A 15,029-nucleotide genomic window follows, 5' to 3' on the forward strand; every position below is an offset into this window, starting at 1 on the left:
CACGGTGCCGTAGGGTGGGCAAAGGCGCAAAGCGCCGTGCCCACGATCTTCCTATAATCGCGAAAGCTCGTGGGCACGCTTCGCTTTGCCCACCCTACGGGATTTCTCCACATCGTCATTGCGAGCGCAGCGAAGCAATCCAGATTGTATCCGCGGAAAGATTCTGGATTGCTTCGTCGCAAGGGCTCCTCGCAATGACGGGGGTGCCCATTTCAAACACCCGCGCAAATCCCGTTTAAAACTTTGTAGGCGGTGAAACCGTCATCCACATCGCGTTCAATGGCGGCAGCCACACATACGCGAGACAGCCATGACCTCCGCCGACATCCCCGACGGCTTCGAGCCGCTCCTTCGCAAGAGCCCTCTCACCGAGCCCTGGGAGCCGCTTTACTCAAAGAAGACCGACAAGGCCGTCATCATCGGCCTGCGGCTGGCAAAACCGCACACCAACGGCCGCGGCCTCATCCATGGCGGCCTCATCGCCGCACTCGCGGACAATGCCATGGGCTACAGCTGCGCGCAGGCGACGGGCTGGACCACGTCGTTCGTGACGGTCTCGCTCTCGGTCGATTTCGTCGGCTCCGCGGAGATCGGCCGGTGGTGTTCGATCGAGAGTGACGTGATCAAGACCGGCAAGACGATCTGTTTCGCGCAGTGCCTGGTGAGGGCCGACGACGCCGTGATCGCGCGGGCGAGCGGGACGTTTCGCGTGGTGCCGAAGAAGGGGTAGAGCCGCTCGTGAGGTGGGCCGCGATGTGACCTCTTGCTCCGTCATTGCGAGCGCAGCGAAGCAATCCAGACTGCCACCGGGGAAAGATTCTGGATTGCTTCGCTACGCTCGCAATGACGTGGAGATAGCGGTGCGGCACACTTCGCATTCGTGCTCCGGACGCACCGCGTCCGGGACACGAGTCATCACCCGAACCGCCACTCCGCCGTCTCCACCACGAGATCGATGAACGCGCGTACCTTGGCCGAGAGCAGGCGCGAGGTCGGGTAGACGATATGGATCGGCAGCGCCGGCTGCTCGTATCTCGCCAGCAGGATTTTCAGGCGCCCGCGCTTCAGCCCCTCGGCGGCCTGATAGGCCAGCACCCGCGTCACGCCGCCGCCGGCCTCGGCGTATTGCAGGGCGGCATCGGCGCTGTTGCTGGTGAAGCGCGGGGTCGGCGTGACCTCGATGTCGCGGCCGTCCTGCACGAAGTGCCAGCCGGCCGACGGGCCGAACTGGATGGCCTGATGTGCGCGTAACGCTTCCGGCGTCTTCGGCTCGCCATGACGCTTCAAATAGCCGGGCGCGGCCACCACGATCCGTCGCATCTCGCCGACCTGGCGCGCCACCAGCGAGGAATCGGCGAGATGGCCGATCCGCACCGCCGCGTCGACGGCGTCTTCCACGAGATTGACGAGGTTGTCCGACAATCTGAGCTCGGCGGCTACTTCCGGGTAGCGCTGGAGATAGGCGGTCATGACCGGCCCGACATGCAGCCGGCCGAAGCCGACGGGGGCCGACACCACGAGGCGTCCGCTCGGCCGGTTGCGCTCCTCCCGCGCGGAGCCGTCGGCCTCCTCGACATCGGCGAGGATGCGCCGCGCGCGCTCCAGATAGCGCGTGCCGACGTCGGTCAATCTCACCTGCCGCGTGGTCCGCTGCAGCAGCCGCACGCCGAGATGCTCCTCCAGCGCCGCGATCAAGCGCGTCACCGCCGAGGGCGACAGCCGCAGCTTTCGCGCCGCCGGCGCAAAGCCGCGCAAATCGGCGACGGTGACGAAGACGTGCATGGCTTCGAGGCGGTCCATGGCCATTATTGCATATATCGCAATGATGAAGTGTCAAGGCGGTCGATTGTTTTAAACGACGAAGGGGCCATTTTGGAGTGCGACAGACGCAGGAATGCGCCGGAATTTCAGGAGATGTTCCGATGACAGCCGCCCATACCTATGCCAGCGACGTGGCCTTCTCGCCCGCGGTGAAGGCGATCCAGGCGCGCAAGGGTTCGCGTGAGGCCTATGCGCGCAGCGAGCAGCGCGGCTGGCGCACCGAGGTCGACGAGAATCTCGCCGCGTTCCTCGCTGACGCCAACAGCTTCTACTTCGCCACCACCTCGGCCGACGGCCAGCCCTACATCCAGCACCGCGGCGGGCCCAAGGGCTTTCTCAAGGTGCTGGACAAGCAGACCCTCGCCTTCGCCGACTATGCCGGCAACCAGCAGTTCATCACCCAGGGTAATCTCTCGGAGAACCCTAAGGCCTACATCTTCGTGATGGACTACGCCCATCGCCGCCGGGTCAAGATCTGGGGCGAGGCGCACGTCGTCGAGGATGACGAGGCGTTGACGACGTCGCTGATGCCGAAGGGGTACCGCGCGCGGCCGGAGCAGGTCATCCTGTTCAAGATCGCGGCGTGGGACACTAACTGCCCGCAGCACATTCCGCAGAAGTTCGACGCGGGCGATGTCGCGGCCGCGCTGGCGGCGAGGGATCAGCGGATTGCGGAGCTGGAAGCGGAGATCGCGGCGTTGAAGGGGGAGAAGGCGGCGGGAGCATCGTAATGCGCCGCTCGTTTACCCTCCCCTGGAGGAGGAGGGTCGATCGCGCGAAGCGCGAGCGGGGTGGGGTGATCTCTCAACACGGGCACTGTGCGCGGGGAGAGACCGTCACCCCACCCCGCTTCGCATTTCGCTTCGCTCCATGCGAAGCGACCCTCCCCCTCCAGGGGAGGGTAAGAGTCACAATACACTCGCCCCTTCGTGCTGGAAGCCGAGATAGCTGGCCGCGACGCGCTCATTCGCGGCGACATCGCTGGCCTTGCCGCTGAGCACGAACTCGCCGAGCTCCATCACATAGGCCTGGTCCGCGATCTTCAGCGCGGCCTGCGCGTTCTGCTCGACCAGCAGCACCGACACGCCGGCGGCGCGCAGCTCGGTGACAATGCGGAAAATGTCGGCGACGATGATCGGGGCGAGGCCGAGGCTCGGCTCGTCCAGCATCAGCAGTTTCGGCTCGCCCATCAGGGCGCGGCCCATCGCGAGCATCTGCTGCTCGCCGCCGGAGAGCGTGCCGGCGAGCTGCTTGCGGCGCTCCTTGAGCCGCGGAAACAGCGTGTAGATGCGCTCGATCGAGGCTTTTGCCCGGCTCCGCTCGATGCGGAAGGCGCCGAGTTCGAGATTGTCCTCGACATTCATGGTCACGAACAATTCACGGTGCTCGGGAACGAGGCCAAGCCCCATCGCGACGCGATCCTCGATGTCGAGCCGGGCGAGATCCTGGCCGGCAAAGGCGACGCGGCCCTTCAGCGGCAGGATGCCCATGATGGCCGAGAGCAGCGTGGTCTTGCCGGCGCCGTTGGCGCCGACGATGGTGACGATCTGGTTGGCGCCGACCTCGAGCGAGACCGAGCGCACGGCCTCGACCTTGCCATAGGCGACATGGGCATCGGTGACGGACAACAGCGCGCTCATGCCGCCACTCCGAGATAGGCCTTGATCACTTCGGGATTGGTCTTGATCGTGGCGGGCGTGCCTTCCGCGATCTTGGTACCGAAATCCAGCACCACGATGCGGTCGGCGAGGTTCATCACAAAGCCCATGTCGTGCTCGACCAAAAGGACGGACATTCCGCCGTCGCGCAGCTCGCGGAGCAGTGCGGCGAGGCGCTGCTTCTCCATGTGGCGCAGGCCCGCGGCCGGCTCGTCGAGCAGCAGCAGCATCGGATCGACGCAGAGCGCGCGGGCGATCTCGACGATGCGCTGCTGGCCGAGAGAGAGACTGCCAGCAAGCTGGTGCATCTGATCGGCGAGGCCGACGCGCTCGATCTGGCGGGCGGCCTCGGCAAGCAGCTTTGCCTCATCGGCGCGGTCGAGCCGCAGCATCGAGGCGATCGGGCCCGAATGGCCGCGCAGATGCGCGCCGATCGCGACGTTCTCCAGCACGGTCATGTCAGGGACCAGCTTGACGTGCTGGAAGGTCCTGCTGATGCCGAGCTTGACGATCTCCTGCGGCGGCGCCTTGTCGACCTTGTTGCCGAGCACCGAGATCGAGCCTGATGTGGCCGACAGCACGCCGGTGATCAGGTTGAAGGTGGTGCTCTTGCCGGCGCCGTTCGGACCGATCAGCGCGACGATCTCCTTGGCCTGGACCTCGAAGGAGACGTTGTTGACCGCGACCACGCCGCCGAATTGTTTTCTCGCCTTTTCGACCTGGAGCAGCACGCCGGCCTCGGCGGGCGCGCGGGTGCGCTGCTCCAGCTTCAGCGAGGTGTCCGGTTTCTTGCCGCTGGTCCGCTCGGGCAGGAAGGACATCAGCCAGGGCCAGAGGCCGCCGGGGGCGAGCTGCAGCAGCGCCACCAGCATGATGCCGAACACGATGGTCTCGACCTGGCCGGAGCCGGGCAGGATCAGCGGCAGATAGCTCTGCAGCACCTCTTTCAGCACCACGACGATCGCCGCGCCCAGCACGCCGCCCCAGACATAGCCGGCGCCGCCGACCACCGCGATGAAGAGATATTCGATGCCGGCCTGCGCACCGAACGGCGTCGGGTTCACCGCGCGCTGCAGATGCGCGTAGAGCCAGCCGGAGAGGCCGGCCAGCACCGCGGCATGGATGAACACCAAGAGCTTGGCGCGCGGCGTGTGCACGCCGAACGCTTCCGCCGCGACATGGCCGCGGCGGAGCGCGCGGATGGCGCGGCCGGTGCGGGAGTCCAGCAGGTTCATCGTCAGCAGCGCCGAGAGGATCACGGCAACCCAGATCGCGTAATAGATCGAGCCGGGCGAGAGCATCCTGAACGTGCCGATCGACAGCGGCGGGATCGCCGAGATGCCGTCGTTGCGCCCCAGGAATTCCAGCTTGCTGAAGAGGTAGAACAGGCCAAGCCCCCAGGCGAGCGTGCCGAGCGGCAGATAGTGGCCCGACAGGCGGACCGTGATCAGCCCGAGCAGCACTGCCAGCGATCCGCTGACCACGAGCGACAGCGGCAGCGTCAGCCAGGGCGACAGGCCGTAGGCCGTCGACAGCACTGCGGTGGTGTAGGCACCGAAGCCGACGAAGGCCGCCTGCCCGAACGAGGTGAGGCCGCCGACGCCGGTCAGCAGCACGAGGCCCATCGCGACCAGCGCCGCAAGGCCGATATTGTCGAGCAGCACGATCCAGAACGGCGGCATGCCCGGGACGAATGGAATCGCCGCCATGACAAGTGCGAAGACGAGGATGGGAAGCCGGCTCTGCATCTTGGCCTCAGTCCTTCTCTTCTTCGACGGCGGGCGCAGCGAGCGAGCGCAGCAGCAGCACGGGGATCAGCAGCATGAAGACGATCACCTCCTTGTAGTTGGAGGCATAGAAGGACGAGAACGCCTCGACGATGCCGACGACCAGCGCCGCGACGGCGGTGAGGGGGTAGCTGACGAGCCCGCCGATGATCGCAGCGACGAAGCCCTTCAGGCCGATCAGGAAGCCCGAGTCATAGTAGAGCGTCGTGATCGGCACGATCATGATGCCCGACAGCGCGCCGATGACGGAGGCCAGCAGGAAGGCAATCTGCCCCGACAGCGTGGTGCGGATGCCGGCAAGCCGCGCGCCCAGCCGATTCACGGCGGTTGCGCGCAGCGCCTTGCCGTAGAGCGTCAGGCCGAAGAACAGCCAGAGCCCGACTATGAAGGCGATGGTGATGCCGTAGACGGTGAGGCTCTGGCCGGTGAAGCGCAGCGAGCCCGCGGTGAACGCGCCCGACAACACGGCAGGTCCGCGCTGGCCTTCGGCGCCGAAGAACAACAGGCCGAGGCCCTGCAGCGCAAGGTGAACGCCGACCGATGCGATCAGCAGCACCAGCACGGAGGTGTGGGCCAACGGCTGGAAGGCAATGCGATAGAGATAGAGGCCGATCATCGCCACGATCACCAGCGATAGCGCGATGCAGACCGCCACCGGCGGCTTCTGCGCGGCGAAATAGATGGTCAGCGCCAGCACGATGGAAGGCAGCACGATGTTGGTGATGAAGCTGCGGACGACCAGCCGCCCATGCAGCGCCTTGCGCGCCACGAACAGGTCGAAGGCGAAGGCGCCGATGCCGAGTGCCAGCGCGAGCTTCGCCGTGCCCGGCATCTGGCCCGCGGCCAGCGAGGCGTAGGTCAGCGCGCCATAGGTGACGAATTCGCCCTGGGGAATGAGGATGACGCGGGTGACGGCGAACACCAGCACCAGCGCCAGGCCGAGCAGCGCGTAAATTGCGCCATTGGTGATGCCGTCCTGCACCAGGAACAGCATGATAGTGGTGTTCAAGACCGGACGCTCCCCCTCAAGATTGGGGACCGGCCTCCGCAATTGCGGTGGATGGTCCCCACACAGCCATTGAAATACGCTGACGATATTTGATATGGTCCATAACAATTATCAAATATAACTTCAAGGGCGGGGAACGACCCGTCCTGAATTTAGCGGGATTACGAGCACGAGGCGATGACCGTTTCCAAAACCGCTGAAAAGTCTTCAGAAAAGCCTGCCGACGCGGCCAAGGGCCGCAAGGACGCGGGCGAGCCGCAGGCGGAAGCCCTCCAGCTCGGCGAGCTTTCCGAGCAGCTCGGCTATGTCCTGAAACGGGCACAGCTCAAGGTGTTCGAGAACTTCTTGCGCTGCATGGCCTCGCTCCAGCTGACGCCGGCGCAGTTCTCGGTGCTGCTGCTGGTCGAGAAGAACCCCGGCCGTAACCAGACCGAGATCGCCTCCACCCTCGGCATCCTCAGGCCGAACTTCGTGGCCATGCTCGACAATCTCGAGAGCCGCGACCTTTGCGCGCGGATCCGCTCCACCAACGACCGCCGATCGCACATCCTGGTCCTGACCGACAAGGGCAAGGCGGTGCTGGCGCGGGCCAAGAAGCTCGTCGCCACCAAGCACGAGGCGCGGCTGAACGATCTGCTCGGCCAGGCCAACCGCGAAGCGCTGATCGGGATGCTCTCGAAGATCGCCAACGAGTTTTGAGGCGGATCCTCTCCTGGAGGGGGAGGGTCGGCCGCGCGGAGCTGAAGTCGCACGTCTGCGAAGTCTTGAGCTCTCCCCCCATGGCACACTGCGCTCCCTCCCCCCTTGCGGGGGAGGGCGGGGGAGAGGGGTGGCCCAGCAAATGGCGTGCGATATATTCCACACTATCAGCAACAGCGGACTCGTGATGCGGACTCCGTCGAGAGAGCGTGCCGTGTGGCACCCCTCTCCCTAGCCCTCCCCCGCAAGGGGGGAGGGAACGCAGCGGAGCGTGGGGCAGACGCCTCAATCCACCAAAATCACCCTGATATCATTCACGTTCGTCAGCGTCGCGCCGGGCTGCAGCAGATCGCGTGTGGCCTCGAAGGAACGTCGTCGCGTCGTTGTTGTCGAGATAGGCCTGCGGCTGCAGCCCTTGCGCCTTCATCTTCGCGAAGGTCGCAGCATCGATCAGCGCGCCACACGCGCCCCGGAGGGCGTGAGTTCCGAAGACGTCGAACGGAATGATGCGTCGCATATAGAAAATGATGCTTGAAACGTCATTATGTGCGCCCTAAGCTTGGTTGATTGATCACCGCAACTGCCAGGGATGTCCTGCCCGTGATCACCGCCGCGCAGCTTCGAGCCGCCCGTGCCTTGCTCAGGATCGACCAGCGCGAACTCGCGCAGCGCTGCTCGCTGTCTCTGCCGACGATCCAGCGCATGGAGGCCTCCGAAGGGGTGATCCGCGGCAACGTCGATTCCCTGGTGAAGCTGGTCGAGGCGCTGTCGGTTGCCGGCATCGAGCTGATCGCCGAGGGGGCGGCGTCGAGTGCCGGGGGCCGCGGTGTGCGGCTGAAGTCCCCACCCCCGAGCGCAGGCGACCAATAGCGATGGCGACGCGTGCGCAGATCATGATCGAGGAGTGGCCATGATCGCCGTGGCGCTATGGTCAGTGGCGGTTCTGCTGGCGCTGGCGCCTGCGGGAGTCGTGCTGTCGACGCGCCCGCGTGGCTCGCTCATCCTTTACGGCGGATGCCTGATCGCCACATCGACGCTATGTGTCACGGCGCTGACCGATCTGCTCTATTTCCCTCATCTGGCGCCGAGCGTGACACTGCCGATCGGACTGCCCTGGCTCGGTGCCCATTTCCGGCTCGATGCACTGTCCGCCTTCTTCCTCGTCGTCGTTAATCTCGGCGGCGTCGCTGCGAGTCTGTTCGCGCTCGGTTACGGCCAGCACGAGGACTCCCCCGGCCGCGTGCTACCGTTCTATCCCGCCTATCTCGCAGCGATGAATGTCGTCGTGCTCGCAAACGATGCCTTCAGCTTCCTGGTCGCCTGGGAATTCATGTCGCTGACCTCCTGGGCGATGGTCGTGTCGCATCACCGGGAGGCCGAGAATGTCCGCGCCGGCTATGTCTATCTTCTGATGGCAAGTTTCGGCACGCTGGCGCTGCTGCTCGCCTTCGGCCTGCTCGCAAGCGGTGCCGGTTACGACTTCGATGCAATCCGGGCCTCGCATCCTTCCGCTGCGCTGACCGGCATGGTTGTGATCCTCGTGCTGCTGGGCGCCGGCTCCAAGGCTGGCCTGGTGCCGCTGCACGCCTGGCTGCCGCTTGCCCATCCCGCCGCACCCAGCCACGTCTCCGGCCTCATGAGTGGCGTCATGACCAAGGTCGCCGTCTACGGTTTCGTGCGCATCGTCTTTGATCTTCTGCCCGAACCGGTGTGGTGGTGGAGCATGGTCGTGCTGCTGGTCGGCGGCCCGACGGCGACGCTGGGCGTGCTCTATGCGCTGATGCAGCGCGACATCAAGCGCGTGCTCGCCTATTCAACGATTGAGAATATCGGTATCATCTTCACCGGCCTCGGGCTGGCGCTGGCTTTCAAGGCGGAAGGGCTCGACTGGGTGGCGGCGCTCGCTTTCACCGCGGCGATGCTGCACGTCTTCAATCATGCGCTGTTCAAAAGCCTGTTGTTCTTCGGCGCCGGTGCGGTGCTGGGAGCAACCGGCGAGCGCGACATGGAGAAGCTCGGCGGGCTGATCCATCGCATGCCGAAGACGGCGTTCGCGGTACTGGTCGGCTGCGTCGCGATCTCGGCATTGCCGCCGTTCAACGGCTTCGTTTCGGAGTGGCTGACCTTCCAGGCGATCCTGCTCTCACCGCAACTGCCGAACTGGGGATTGAAGCTGATCATCCCGGCGGTCGGCGGACTGCTGGCGCTCGCCGCTGCTTTCGCCGCAGCGTGTTTCGTCAAACTCTACGGCATCAGCTTCCTCGGCCGTCCCCGTTCGGATGTCGCCGCATCCGCGCACGAAACGGATCGCTTCTCGCTCGCCGCGATGTTCGCGCTAGCCGTTCTCTGCCTAGTCGCCGGCATCCTGCCCGGCCTCTTCATCGACGCGCTCGCGCCGGTGAGCAAGGCCATGGTCGGCAACGTCATGCCGTACCAGACCGGACTGGACTGGCTGACCATCGTGCCGATCGCGGAGAGCCGCAGCTCCTATAACGGCCTCCTGGTATTTCTGTTCGCGGCGCTCAGCGGCATGGCCGCAGCCTCCGCCATTCATCGCCTGGCGTCCGATCGCTTGCGTCGCGCCCCGGCCTGGGATTGCGGCTATCCGGATCCGAGCCCCACGATCCAGTACTCGGCCTCCAGCTTCTCTCAGCCGATCCGCCGCGTGTTCGGCAGCGTGATCTTCGCTGCGCGCGAGATCGGCGAGATGCCGCCGCCCCTGTCGCCTTCGCCGGCCCGGCTCACCGTCGACATGCGCGACCTGATCTGGGATGCGCTCTACGCGCCGATCGCCAAGGTGATCGGCGTTGCGACCGAGCGCATCAATATGCTGCAATTCTTCACCATCCGCCGCTATCTGACCCTGGTCTTCGCCGCGTTGATCGTGCTGCTCCTGGTGGTGGCGCTATGACCGCGCTTCGCGACATCCTCTCGCAAGGCGTTCAGATGTGCCTCGTGCTGCTGCTTGCGCCATTGCTAACCGGCTTCGTCCGCAAGGTGAAGGCGCGGCTGTTACGTCGGCGCGGTCCGCCGCTCTTGCAGCCCTATCGCGATCTCATCCGCCTGATGCGCAAGGACGTCGTGCTCGCGGACAACGCCTCCTGGCTGTTCCGCGTCATTCCCTATCTGATGTTCGCGGGAACCTGGGTCGCGGCCTCGTTGGTGCCGACTTTCGGCAACGGGCTCCTGTTCTCCTGGACCGCCGACCTCATCGCCATCATCGCACTGCTCGGCAGCGCGCGTTTCTTCCAGGCGCTCGCCGGCATGGACGTCGGCACCGCCTTCGGCGGCATCGGCTCCAGTCGCGAGGTGATGATCGCCTCGCTCGCCGAGCCTGCGATGCTGATCACCGTCTTCTCCGTCGCAATGATCGCAGGCTCGACCCAGCTCTCCAACGTCGCCGAATTCATGGGCTCGGACGCGGTCGGTCTGCGTGTGTCGCTGGGCATGGCGTTCGTGGCCCTGACCATCATGGCGCTGGCGGAGAATGCCCGTATCCCCGTCGATAACCCCGCCACCCATCTCGAGCTCACCATGGTGCATGAGGCCATGGTGCTGGAATATTCGGGGCGGCATCTCGCGCTGATCGATCTGTCGTCGCAGCTCAAGCTCCTGCTCTATGTCTCGCTGATCGCCTGCGTGTTCCTGCCATGGAGCATGGCGACCGCGGACGCGAGCGCTGCGAGGCTCGTTTACGGCGCGCTGGTCTATTTCGGCAAGCTGGTGGTCCTTGGCTTTCTGCTCGCCGTGTTCGAGACGTCGATCGCCAAGATGCGGGTATTCAGGATCCCCGAGTTCCTGGGCGCGGCGCTGATGTTGGCGCTGCTTGCCACCCTGTTGCGCTTCGTGTCCGGGAGCCTCTAGCGATGAGCAGCCTGCAATTCGACATCGCCCATCTGCTCGCCGGCTCCCTGGTGCTCGCGAGCTTCATGATGCTCTATCAAGATCGGCTCTATGCGCTGCTCAATGTCTATGCGCTGCATGCCGGCGTGCTGGCGCTGTCGGTGGCGTGGCAGGCCTATGTGCAGCACGCGCCACATCTCTACGTCACGGCGCTGATCGCTCTGGTCTTCAAGGCCATCATCATTCCGGTGGCGCTGCACCGGATCATCCGACGCCTCGGCATCCACCGCGAGATCGAGAACGTGATCGGCGTGGGCCTGACCATGATGGCCGGCATCGGCCTCGTCGCGCTGTCGATGGTGGTGATGCTGCGCGTGACCCCGGGCGCCGACGCGCTGGCGCGCGAAGACCTTGCCTTCTCACTGTCGGTGGTGCTGCTCGGGCTCCTGATCATGGTAACCCGGCGCAACGCCGTGAGCCAGGTGGTCGGTTTCATGTCGCTGGAGAACGGGCTGGTGCTGGCGGCGACCGGCGCCAAGGGCATGCCGCTGGTTGTCGAAATCAGCGTCGCTTTCTCGGTGCTGATCGCCTTCATCGTGATCGGCATCTTCCTGTTCCGCATTCGCGAGCGTTTTGACAGCGTGGACGTGCAGGCGCTCGATCGCTTCAGGGGAGAGCGTCGATGACGATCGATACGCTCGGTGCGATCCTGCTGATCCCGGTCATCTCCGCCGCGCTGCTCGCGATCCTGCCCGGCTACCTGCTGACGGCGAAGCTCAACGTCGTTGCAGCGCTCGCGACCTTCCTCACCTCGCTGTCACTGTTTGTGGTCGAGCCGACGTCGGGGCAATATCTGCTGCTTGACGACCTCAACAAGGTTTTCATCGTGCTGACGACCTTCGTCGGCTTCACGACATCGGTGTTCAGCGCGAGCTACATCCACCACGAGATCGAGATCGGGCGGCTGACGCCGGCCTTCCTGCGTTTCTATCACGCGATGTACCAGATGCTGATGTTCGCGATGAACCTCGCGCTCGTCGCCAACAATATCGGCCTGATGTGGGTGGCAGTCGAGATGGCGACGCTGACGACCGTGCTGATGGTCGGCATCTACCGCACCCATGAGGCGCTGGAAGCCGCCTGGAAATATTTCATCCTCGGTAGCGTCGGAATCGCGCTCGCGCTGTTCGGCACGATCCTGGTTTACATGGCGGCGCGCCCCGCGGTGGGCGAGGGGTTGGACGGCATGGTATGGACGGTGCTGGTGAAACACGCCGCACAGTTCGATCCGGCGCTGCTCAACGTCGCCTTCGTCTTCCTCTTGCTGGGCTACGGCACCAAGGTCGGTCTCGCACCGTTGCACGCCTGGCTGCCGGATGCGCATGCGGAGGGGCCGACGCCGATCTCGGCGGTGCTGTCCGGTCTGTTGCTCAATGTCGCGCTCTATGCGCTCCTGCGCTTCAAGATGATGCTCGCGGTCAACACCGAGGCGATCGCGCCGGGTCCGCTGATGGTGACCATGGGCCTGATCTCGGTGATCTTCGCTTCGCTGATGCTGTACCGCCGCCGCGACATCAAGCGCATGTTCGCCTATTCCTCGATCGAGCATATGGGCATCATCGTCTTCGCCTTCGGCATGGGCGGGCCGCTCGCGAATTTCGCAGGTCTGTTGCACATGACCATGCATTCGCTGACCAAGTCGGCAATCTTCTTCGCGGTCGGCCATATCGCGCAGGTCAAGGGCACACAGAAGATCGCCGATATCGGCGGCCTCACGGTGACCAATCCCGTGCTCGGCTGGGGCCTGATGCTCGGCGTCATCGCCATCGTCGGGCTGCCGCCGCTCGGCATCTTCATGAGCGAGTTTCTTGTGGTGAGCTCGACTTTCGCCCGCGCGCCCTGGCTGACGGTGATCCTGGTGCTCGGCATCATCATCGCGCTCGGCGGGCTTTTCTTGCGGGTCGGCGCGGTGATGTTCGGCGAGCCCAAAGGCAAGACCGCGCCCGCGGAAGCCTCCTACGTGCCGATGTTCACGCACCTCGGATTGGTACTGATGGCCGGCATCTATCTGCCGCCGGGGCTGGTCACCGGCTTCCAGAACGTCGCGAAGCTCCTGGGGTAAGCGATGGGCATCCTCGACAGCATCCCCCATGTCAATGCGGTGTTGTCGCACCGGCCCTGGCCGCGCGCGGTCGTGACGGAGGCGGGCTGGCAGGCGGCGATCGATCGGCTGGTCGAAGGAGGCCTCACACTGCTTGGCTTCTGGGGCGAGCCGACCGCGGTGCATATGGCGATGCTCGATGGAGGCTCGGCCGAGATAGCGGTCGTCACCTACGAGTGTGCGGCGGGCACATTTCCAAGCGTCGCCAGCCGTCATCCGCCGGCGCTTCGGCTGGAGCGGACCATACATGATCTGTTCGGGCTTGTTCCGACTGCTGCTGACGATCTGCGGCCGTGGCTCGATCACTATGCCTGGGGCAAATCCTATCCGCTCTCCGGCCGCAACGCATCGCGCGACGCGCGGCCATACCAGTTCCTGCCGGCCGAGGGCGAGGGGTTGCACCAGGTGGCGGTCGGCCCGGTCCATGCCGGGATCATCGAGCCCGGCCATTTCCGCTTCACCGCCAATGGCGAGCATGTGGTGCGACTGGAGCAGTGGCTCGGCTACACCCACAAGGGCATCGAGTCGCTGATGCAGGGCGCGAGCCTCGAGGCCGCGGCGAAGCTTGCCAACCGCACCTCCGGCGACAGCGCGGTGGCCTACGCCTTCGCCTTTGCCCGCGCGGCGGAAGCCGCGCTCGACATCGAGGTGCCGCGGCGCGCGACGTATTTGCGGGCACTGATGGCGGAATTGGAACGGCTCGCCAATCATTTCGGCGACATCGGCGCGATCTGCAACGATGCGTCGTTCGCGCTGATGCACGCCCAGACCGGCATTTTGCGCGAGCGGACCCTGCGCGCTGCGGGTGCTGCGTTCGGCCATCGCCTGATGATGGACGTCGTCGTTCCCGGTGGCGTGGCGCGCGACATCGCGCCGGATGGTGTCACGGCGCTGCGAACGCTGCTTGCGGAAATCAAGAAGGTATTCCCGCGCCTGATCGAGCTCTACGACAACACCGCATCGTTGCAGGATCGCACCGTCACCACGGGTATCGTGAAGGCGGACTATGCGCGGCAGTTCGGCGCCGGCGGTCATGTCGGCCGCGCCTCGGGCCGCGATTTCGATGCACGCCGCACGCTTGCTTACGCGCCCTACGATCAATTGTCGTTCGAGGTGCCGGTGCTGGAAGCCGGCGATGTCAATGCGCGGGTCTGGATCCGGATCCGCGAGGTCGAGCAGAGCGTCGAACTGATCGGGCAGATCCTCGACCTGATGGGGCCGGGCGAGATCAGGAACACACCGCCGGCGGGGCGCGGCGGATGCGAAGGCCTGGCGCTCACCGAGGCCTTCCGTGGCGACGTCCTGGTATGGCTGCGGCTCGATGGCGCGTTGCGCGTCGAACGCTGCCACCTGCGCGATGCGTCGTGGTTCCAGTGGCCGCTGCTGGAAACCGCGATCGAGGGCAACATCATCGCCGACTTCCCGCTCTGCAATAAGTCGTTCAACTGTTCCTATTCGGGCGCGGACCTCTAACCCATGCGCAAGACCCTGCTCGAAAGCCTCACCCATGGTTCGCTGACGGAGCCCGCGCCGGCGCCGGACGATTCGGCGCTGGCGGAGCTCGCCACGAAAGTCGATCGCGCCGCCCAGGCCCGGCTTGGACGTTCTCTTGCCATTCGCGAGGTCGACGCCGGGTCGTGCAACGGCTGCGAACTGGAGATCCACGCGCTGTCCAACGCCTTCTACGACATCGAACGTTTCGGCCTGCGCTTCGTCGCCTCGCCGCGCCATGCCGACGTGCTGCTGGTCACGGGTCCCGTGACGAAGAACATGCGACAGGCGCTGGAGCGGACCTACAACGCGACGCCCGATCCGAAATGGGTCGTCGCGGTCGGCGACTGTGCGATCGATGGCGGCATTTTCAGAGGCAGCTACGCCTGTGTCGGCGGCGTATCCGAGACCGTTCCGGTGGATCTGCACATCAAGGGCTGCCCGCCGTCGCCGACGGACTTGTTGAAGGGCCTGCTCGCGCTGCTGGAGCACGTCAGCGGCAAGCGGTAAGCCGGGCCAAGCAGCGGTGGCGAGTCCTAAAGCGCGATGAGATTGGGATG

Annotated in this window: 14 protein-coding genes and 1 pseudogene; 10 read left to right on the forward strand and 5 right to left on the reverse strand. The window is 65.2% G+C overall.

Annotated features, from left to right (window positions below; all coding sequences use genetic code 11):
* Positions 1 to 310 precede the first annotated feature (310 nt).
* Complete coding sequence (locus JQ635_RS25005; protein WP_211412433.1) at positions 311 to 730, forward strand: PaaI family thioesterase; 420 nt, start codon at positions 311 to 313, stop codon at positions 728 to 730.
* A 185-nt stretch (positions 731 to 915) separates the two neighbouring features.
* On the opposite strand, the gene JQ635_RS25010 is transcribed toward JQ635_RS25005, so the two are convergent.
* Positions 916 to 1,800, reverse strand: a complete 885-nt coding sequence (locus JQ635_RS25010; RefSeq protein ID WP_211412466.1) for a LysR family transcriptional regulator — start codon at positions 1,798 to 1,800, stop codon at positions 916 to 918.
* A 122-nt stretch (positions 1,801 to 1,922) separates the two neighbouring features.
* Between JQ635_RS25010 and JQ635_RS25015 the strand changes: the two genes are divergently transcribed.
* On the forward strand, positions 1,923 to 2,552 hold the full coding sequence (locus JQ635_RS25015) for a pyridoxamine 5'-phosphate oxidase family protein (RefSeq protein ID WP_211412434.1): 630 nt from the start codon (positions 1,923 to 1,925) through the stop codon (positions 2,550 to 2,552).
* Between the two features lie 177 nt (positions 2,553 to 2,729).
* On the opposite strand, the gene JQ635_RS25020 is transcribed toward JQ635_RS25015, so the two are convergent.
* From JQ635_RS25020 to JQ635_RS25030, 3 genes are read right to left on the reverse strand one after another with little or no spacing between them, the layout of a single operon-like run.
* Positions 2,730 to 3,461, reverse strand: a complete 732-nt coding sequence (locus tag JQ635_RS25020) for an ABC transporter ATP-binding protein (RefSeq protein ID WP_211412435.1) — start codon at positions 3,459 to 3,461, stop codon at positions 2,730 to 2,732.
* A complete protein-coding gene (locus JQ635_RS25025) occupies positions 3,458 to 5,227 on the reverse strand; it encodes a branched-chain amino acid ABC transporter ATP-binding protein/permease (protein WP_211412436.1) in 1,770 nt (589 codons plus the stop codon). The genes JQ635_RS25020 and JQ635_RS25025 overlap by 4 nt, the downstream gene beginning before the upstream one ends.
* 7 nt (positions 5,228 to 5,234) lie before the next feature.
* The gene (locus JQ635_RS25030) at positions 5,235 to 6,275 is read right to left on the reverse strand and encodes a branched-chain amino acid ABC transporter permease (RefSeq protein WP_211412437.1); all 1,041 of its coding nucleotides are present in this window, start codon (positions 6,273 to 6,275) and stop codon (positions 5,235 to 5,237) included.
* A 177-nt stretch (positions 6,276 to 6,452) separates the two neighbouring features.
* Between JQ635_RS25030 and JQ635_RS25035 the strand changes: the two genes are divergently transcribed.
* Positions 6,453 to 6,974 carry a MarR family winged helix-turn-helix transcriptional regulator gene (locus tag JQ635_RS25035; RefSeq protein ID WP_211412438.1) on the forward strand — a complete coding sequence of 174 codons (522 nt, stop codon included), beginning with the start codon at positions 6,453 to 6,455 and terminating at the stop codon, positions 6,972 to 6,974.
* A 285-nt stretch (positions 6,975 to 7,259) separates the two neighbouring features.
* Here the strand turns inward: JQ635_RS25035 and JQ635_RS25040 are convergent.
* A pseudogene (locus tag JQ635_RS25040) lies at positions 7,260 to 7,434 on the reverse strand (MOFRL family protein); the annotation flags it as partial.
* A gap of 140 nt (positions 7,435 to 7,574) precedes the next feature.
* On the opposite strand from JQ635_RS25040, the gene JQ635_RS25045 reads away from it, so the two are divergent.
* Genes JQ635_RS25045 through JQ635_RS25075 form a run of 7 tightly spaced genes read left to right on the forward strand, consistent with a single transcriptional unit; the run spans position 7,575 to position 14,979 of the window.
* Positions 7,575 to 7,844, forward strand: coding sequence for a helix-turn-helix domain-containing protein (locus JQ635_RS25045; RefSeq protein ID WP_211412467.1), 270 nt, complete (start codon positions 7,575 to 7,577; stop codon positions 7,842 to 7,844).
* 34 nt (positions 7,845 to 7,878) lie between these two features.
* A complete protein-coding gene (gene hyfB, locus JQ635_RS25050) occupies positions 7,879 to 9,885 on the forward strand; it encodes a hydrogenase 4 subunit B (protein WP_211412439.1) in 2,007 nt (668 codons plus the stop codon).
* Positions 9,882 to 10,838 carry a respiratory chain complex I subunit 1 family protein gene (locus tag JQ635_RS25055; protein WP_211412440.1) on the forward strand — a complete coding sequence of 319 codons (957 nt, stop codon included), beginning with the start codon at positions 9,882 to 9,884 and terminating at the stop codon, positions 10,836 to 10,838. The genes hyfB and JQ635_RS25055 overlap by 4 nt, the downstream gene beginning before the upstream one ends.
* Positions 10,839 to 10,840: 2 nt before the next feature.
* Positions 10,841 to 11,503 carry a hydrogenase-4 component E gene (locus tag JQ635_RS25060; protein ID WP_211412441.1) on the forward strand — a complete coding sequence of 221 codons (663 nt, stop codon included), beginning with the start codon at positions 10,841 to 10,843 and terminating at the stop codon, positions 11,501 to 11,503.
* The gene (locus tag JQ635_RS25065) at positions 11,500 to 12,939 is read left to right on the forward strand and encodes a hydrogenase 4 subunit F (RefSeq protein ID WP_211412442.1); all 1,440 of its coding nucleotides are present in this window, start codon (positions 11,500 to 11,502) and stop codon (positions 12,937 to 12,939) included. The genes JQ635_RS25060 and JQ635_RS25065 overlap by 4 nt, the downstream gene beginning before the upstream one ends.
* Before the next feature lie 3 nt (positions 12,940 to 12,942).
* Positions 12,943 to 14,451 (forward strand): NADH-quinone oxidoreductase subunit C, encoded by a 1,509-nt coding sequence (locus JQ635_RS25070; protein WP_211412443.1) that lies wholly within the window; start codon positions 12,943 to 12,945, stop codon positions 14,449 to 14,451.
* 3 nt (positions 14,452 to 14,454) lie between these two features.
* Positions 14,455 to 14,979, forward strand: a complete 525-nt coding sequence (locus JQ635_RS25075) for an NADH-quinone oxidoreductase subunit B family protein (RefSeq protein WP_211412444.1) — start codon at positions 14,455 to 14,457, stop codon at positions 14,977 to 14,979.
* Positions 14,980 to 15,029: the final 50 nt, after the last annotated feature.

This window comes from Bradyrhizobium iriomotense, from assembly GCF_018130765.1.
Classification (GTDB): domain Bacteria; phylum Pseudomonadota; class Alphaproteobacteria; order Rhizobiales; family Xanthobacteraceae; genus Bradyrhizobium; species Bradyrhizobium iriomotense_A.

Coding starts and splice junctions, on each gene's coding strand:
- JQ635_RS25015 (WP_211412434.1), top strand. CDS start 1,923: ATGACAGCCGCCCATACCTATGCCAGCGACGTGGCCTTCTCGCCCGCG.
- JQ635_RS25005 (WP_211412433.1), top strand. CDS start 311: ATGACCTCCGCCGACATCCCCGACGGCTTCGAGCCGCTCCTTCGCAAG.
- JQ635_RS25065 (WP_211412442.1), top strand. CDS start 11,500: ATGACGATCGATACGCTCGGTGCGATCCTGCTGATCCCGGTCATCTCC.
- JQ635_RS25010 (WP_211412466.1), bottom strand. CDS start 1,800: ATGGACCGCCTCGAAGCCATGCACGTCTTCGTCACCGTCGCCGATTTG.
- JQ635_RS25070 (WP_211412443.1), top strand. CDS start 12,943: ATGGGCATCCTCGACAGCATCCCCCATGTCAATGCGGTGTTGTCGCAC.
- JQ635_RS25055 (WP_211412440.1), top strand. CDS start 9,882: ATGACCGCGCTTCGCGACATCCTCTCGCAAGGCGTTCAGATGTGCCTC.
- JQ635_RS25075 (WP_211412444.1), top strand. CDS start 14,455: ATGCGCAAGACCCTGCTCGAAAGCCTCACCCATGGTTCGCTGACGGAG.
- JQ635_RS25025 (WP_211412436.1), bottom strand. CDS start 5,227: ATGCAGAGCCGGCTTCCCATCCTCGTCTTCGCACTTGTCATGGCGGCG.
- JQ635_RS25020 (WP_211412435.1), bottom strand. CDS start 3,461: ATGAGCGCGCTGTTGTCCGTCACCGATGCCCATGTCGCCTATGGCAAG.
- JQ635_RS25035 (WP_211412438.1), top strand. CDS start 6,453: ATGACCGTTTCCAAAACCGCTGAAAAGTCTTCAGAAAAGCCTGCCGAC.
- JQ635_RS25060 (WP_211412441.1), top strand. CDS start 10,841: ATGAGCAGCCTGCAATTCGACATCGCCCATCTGCTCGCCGGCTCCCTG.